Genomic DNA, 5,644 nt, shown 5'->3' on the forward strand with positions numbered 1-5,644 from the left:
GGTCGTTTTACTGATCACCGCGGTTTTTGCCTGGCGGATTCCTTCCCTTATCTTTAAGACGTCCATTTATGATCTGATTATCGAAGACCTGCCGGAGACGGCCCGCTACGACGATTTCAAGAAGATATTCGGTTCCGATGAAATTATCCGCGTCGTTGTCAAAGCCGACAACCTGTTCGACGCGGCCACATTCAAACAGCTGGAAGCGCTGGCGGCGACGGCGGAGAAGATCGACGGCGTCCGGCGCGTCATCAGCCTGCCGGGTGTCAAGCATGCGGTGGATCCCTCCGGCAAGTGGGAACTCGAGCACTTCTCGGATGTCCTGAAGGATGTGGCCCTTTTCAGAAAAAACCTCTATGCGCCGGATGGCAAGACGACCGTCCTGACCCTGGTCCTCGAAAACAACGCCGACCCGGAAGCCGTCATTGCCGCGGTGAAAGGGATGATAAAGGCTGCGCCTGCCGGCCTGAGTCTTTATCAGATCGGCATGCCCCTGGTTTCCCAGGCCCTGGCCCGGCTCACGGAGCAGGACTTTTTCAAGCTGCCGCCCATTACCTTTCTGCTGATTGCCGTGGTCCTTTTCCTGCTGTATCGGCGCTTTCTCTACGTTGTGATACCGCTTTTATGCGTCGGCATCGCCCTGGTCTGGAATTTCGGCCTCATGTCCCTGACGGGAATCCCCCTTTCCATGCTCACCATGATCGTGCCGGTTTTCCTGATTGCCGTGGGCACGGCCTATTGTCTGCACATCATATCCGAATACCTCGTACAGGCGGGCAGGGCGGCCTCGCCTTTGGAAGCCACGTTGAGAACCTATCACAGCATCACCCTGCCGACGATGCTGGCGGTCGCCACCACCCTCGTCGGGCTGGCGTCACTGCTGGTCAATCGTATCACCGCCATACAGGAGTTCGCCATTTTCGCCTGTATGGGGATTGTCGGTTTTTTAGTCATTCTGCTCACGTTTCTGCCCGCGGTAATGGTCCTGATGCCGCTGCCGGGCGGTGAACCCAGGTCCCGCAAGCGGAAAGACGATTTTTTGGACCGCATGCTCGCCGGCATCGCCGTTGCCGACATCAAGCATCAGAAATTTGTTTTACCCGTGATGGCCGTGGTGATCATTTTCTGCTCGATCGGCATTTTCCGGGTTCGGGTGGAGACCAACCCGGTCGGGTATTTCAAGAGAGATACGGACATCAGCCGGCATTTTCACGACATCTATAAGGACCTGTCCGGTTGTTTTCCCATCAACGTCACCCTGGGCGGACGGGATGACGATTTTTTCGAGGACGCCCGGCACATTGCCGCTATCGCCAGGCTTCAGGCGTTTATGGAAACCCTGCCGGGTGTGGACAAGACCATTTCATTCGCCGACTACCTCCAGCTGGTCAATTATGCCTCCAATCGTTTCGAGGCCGATTACTACCGGCTGCCCAAGGAGGACTGGGAAGTGCCGATGTTGATCAACAGCTACGAGACCATGCTGGGTGACGACATGCTCGACCGCTTCATGAACCCGACGTTTTCCAAGACCAACGTCCTTTTGCTGACGCACATATCCAGTTCCAGGCAGTTTCTAGAAACGCGTGAAAAGATTTTGGCGTATGCCCGGAACATTTTTTCCGAGGAATACGATGTCGAGGTAACCGGCCTGGGTATCGTCATCTCGGAGAGCAGCCACCAGCTCACCAGCGGGCAGATCAAGAGCCTCTCCATCACCATGGTCCTGGTTTTCGGCATCATGTTCCTCCTGTTTCTCTCGAGCAGGGTCGGCTTTATCGCCGTCATTCCCAACCTGTTTCCGATTGTCGTCAATTTCGGCATCATGGGCTGGCTGGGCATCGAGTTGTCCATGTTCACCAGTCTGATCGCCAGCATCGCCATCGGCCTGGCGGTCGACGACACCATCCACTACCTGGTGCGCTACAACCGTGAGTTCAGAAAGGACCTCGATGACCAGCGGGCGTTGCGGGACACCCTGAGACACATCGGCCGCCCGGTGGTTTTCACCAGCCTCACCATCAGCATCGGTTTTTCGGTTCTCATTGTTTCCAGCTTTGAACCCACGGCCATTTTCGGCATTCTGATGGCGATCACCATGATTTCGGCGCTGGTGGGTGACCTCGTCCTTTTGCCGTCGCTGCTGCTCCACGCGGAGCTGGTCACCCTGTGGGACCTCCTCCGCCTGAAGCTGGGCAAGGACCCGGGGTTCGGTATCCCGCTTTTCAACGGCCTGTCCCGAACCCAGATCCACTACATCATCATGGCGGGAACCCTGAAAAAGATCGATGCCGGCCAGGTGCTGTTTTACAAGGGGGAGCAGAGCGCGTCCATGTGCGCCATCGTCACGGGCGCCATGGATGTGGTGGAGCGCGAAAACGAGGACGAACCCTACACGGCGAACGATGTGTACAAGCAGATCAACCGCCTGGGCGCCGGCGACATCGTGGGCGAAATGGGGCTTTTGAGGTCGGCGCCACGATCCGCAACCGTGGTGGCAACCGAACCCGGCGAATACCTGGAAATCAACTTGAAGATGATCAAGCGTCTTCAGTGGCTGTATCCACCCACGGCCAACCGGTTCTTTTTCAACCTGATGCAGATTCTGTGCGACCGCATCGAGAGGGTCACCAACGATTTCACCTGCCGGAGCGTTGTGGACGATCTTACCGGATGGTGCAATCGCAAAGGCTTTCAGGATTTTCTGGAGGTGGAATTCCACCGGGCCCAGCGCTACGGGAACAGCCTTTCCCTGTGCCTCATGGGGATCGATTTAGAGGTTGCCGATCTGGAGATGAGCTACGACATCAAGGACCGCAGCCTCCGGCTGATAGGGCAATCCCTTTCCAAAATCATCAGGAAAAGCGACACGCTGGGGCGCCTGGACGCGGCCACCTTCGCCCTGCTCATGCCCCAAACCCGATTGGACGAGGCCCACCCGGTATGCCGCCGCCTTGCCGAAACGCTTACGGAAAACCGGCTGGAGGTCGACGGTATCTCTATTCACGTGGCCCTGGGCATGGCTGAGTTGGTCCCGGAAAAGGACAAAACGGCCATGCACTTGATGGCACGCGCCAACGCCGAGCTGCAGCGCAGGATATCCCCCCCCGAATAAACATGAAATTCCAATATCGAACATCTAAATTCTAACAATTTCAAATGGCCCAATACCAAATGCTTGCAACGCCTGGGTGCTTTTTTTGGCTCTTCCCGGGGACGCGTGCGTATGCATCCATCTCCGCCTGAAAACCGTCGAATAATTGCCCATCAGGATCCAAGGGGACAAGGGTAACATTACAGAGGTTGGAGGTGGGGAGTGGTTGGCAACCCTCTTGACGTGTGCCGTGACGAAAATTGGCTCTGGCAGGGTTAAAACCCTGCGCTGCATAGCGTCATGCGCCAGGCAATGTAGGCCAGGGCTTTTGCCCTGAAAAAATGAAATGCCACTTTAGGGGGTAGGTATCCAGACCGCTCCCTTTTTTATTGCCATGCCACAAAGTGGTGCTTATTATTAACATACACTTTCTCCTGAACGGAACCGTTCGATTTTAGGGTTTGGTTATTTTCATCTGTTTTCAGAAGGGTGCATCGATGTTGATCCCGAAAAGCTGAAGCGCTCAGTGTCGGTCGTCGCTCCGGCCGTTTTGAGAGTTCAATCCGGCGTAAGGCGCGGCGGGCACTTTCTATAACCGGCCGTCGAGAGGAAAGGTCATGGTCCAGATAACGTTTAACCCGGATAATTCTGATCAGAACAATTCCACCCCGGACAGATCCACTGAACTGGACACGTGTCAGCTGGAATCCGAAAACGTTCAGTCGGAACTGGCGATCTGCGATTTCAACCTCAAAACGCTCAACGACATCAGCAGGGACATCTACGGCATCGTCGATACCGACACGATTTTGAAAAATTTTCTGCTCATGTTCATGGGCAACCTTGGCCTTCTCGGCGGGTTCGCGATGCTGGTGGACGAGAATGCCAACAACGCAGTCTATTTCAAATCCGTCGGTTTTGAGGAAAGGGACCAGGAGGCGCTGCGCACCGGCTGCCGGCAGTGCCTGGCCAGTGGGATCGGGGATAACCTGCGCACGGGTGAGCCATCCTCTCTTAACTGTGCGTCATTGACCACTTTCGGCATTGAAACCGTCTTTTCCTTCACGGTGCAGCCAGGTGTAGAGGGGATTTTGGGGCTGGGTTCCAGGCTGATGTCGGACATCTATTCCGAAAAGGAAAAAGAGCTTTTGGAAACCCTGGTCAACAGTTTGGTGGTCGCCTTGAAGAATGCCAAGTCCTTTGAATCGCTGGTGACGCTCAACAGAACCCTGGAAGAGAAGAACATCGCCCTCAACAACGCCCTCGAGAACCTGCGGGGTGAGATGAAAAAAGTGGAGATCCTGGAGAGCGTCAAAGAAAATCTGAGCAAATTCGTTCCCAATGCGGTCTCCCGGGCCATCGTGAAATCCCCCAGTGGAAGGATGCCGGTGAGCCAGGATCATGATCTCTCGGTCCTGTTTCTGGATATCGAAGGCTACACCGGGCTGACAGAAAAATTGGGCGGCAGTGAGGTCAACTCCATCGTCGAAAAGCACTTTTCGGTGTTCATGGACGCCATTCACGCCAACAATGGTGACGTGAACGAGACCGCCGGCGACGGACTGATGGTTTTGTTTTTGGATGAGGATCGGGAAACCAATGCCTTGAACGCGGTGCGCACCGCGCTCACCATTCAGGCAGAAACCGCGCGCATCGGTGAGGGCATTTATACCCTTTACAAACCGATCAAGATAAACATCGGCATCGATTCCGGCATCGCCCTGGTGGGGGCGGCCAAATTCGACAGCAGCACGGGGTCGCGCTGGACCTACACGGCACGCGGCAGCCTGATCAATGTCGCCGCCCGGATCGGGTCCATGGCAACCGGTGGCCAGACGCTGCTGTCAAGGGCCACGGCCGACCGCGTGGCCGATAAGGTTCCTCTGAAGAAGCTTGGGAGGTTTGCCCTGAAAAATGTGAAAGACAAAATTGAGGTTTATGAGCTGTCTCTTGAGAGCCGGAACTGATACCCACCTGCGAAGGAGGCTGTGTCGTAATTCGCTTTGGCAGGGTTAGAGCATTTGCCATATATATATGTACCGTTTCAACATTGGATTGGCTGGTGGCGGGTTTATTTTTCAAAGCACCATATCATCAATAATCAGCACGGCTGTCGTAGTGCCCTGCCGGATTGATGATATTTCCACTATCTGATTTTATTAAAAATCTGCATTTTTTCATCAACAATCCGGCGGGCACAGGGTATGCCTTGGTTTGATATGGTGCTTTGAAAAATAAACCCGCCACCAGCTTAGGGCATACGGAACCTTATTCTGAAAAACACTGTAAAACCCTGCGCTACATGATCGGGCAAACAGATGGATAGAACAAACCATGTATAATCAAACGGTTATCAATTTAGGCCAGGGCGTTAGCCCTGAAAAATTTTCCTGGTAGCGCTATTTGGTAAATAATGACACAGCCTCGAAGGTAAAAATCCAGAAATAGGTACTGGATACCGGATCAAGTCCGGTATGACAGATTAGGCTGTTTAGTTGCCCGGTTAATAACTACCGGTATAGCTGTATGCATTGACAATACCCCGCCTTT

2 protein-coding genes are annotated in these 5,644 nt (G+C 54.3%); both read left to right on the forward strand.

Translation table 11 applies throughout. The features are described 5' to 3' along the window. A partial coding sequence (locus LJE94_09030) for an MMPL family transporter (protein ID MCG6910252.1) occupies positions 1 to 3,115 on the forward strand: 3,115 nt, incomplete at its 5' end. Between the two features lie 596 nt (positions 3,116 to 3,711). Then, positions 3,712 to 5,061 carry an adenylate/guanylate cyclase domain-containing protein gene (locus LJE94_09035; GenBank protein MCG6910253.1) on the forward strand — a complete coding sequence of 450 codons (1,350 nt, stop codon included), beginning with the start codon at positions 3,712 to 3,714 and terminating at the stop codon, positions 5,059 to 5,061. Positions 5,062 to 5,644: the final 583 nt, after the last annotated feature.

The organism is Deltaproteobacteria bacterium, from assembly GCA_022340465.1.
Taxonomy (GTDB): Bacteria; Desulfobacterota; Desulfobacteria; order Desulfobacterales; family B30-G6; genus JAJDNW01.

Bases quoted from the DNA above. Each gene is read 5' to 3' on its own strand.
- LJE94_09035 (MCG6910253.1), top strand. From the start codon at position 3,712: ATGGTCCAGATAACGTTTAACCCGGATAATTCTGATCAGAACAATTCC.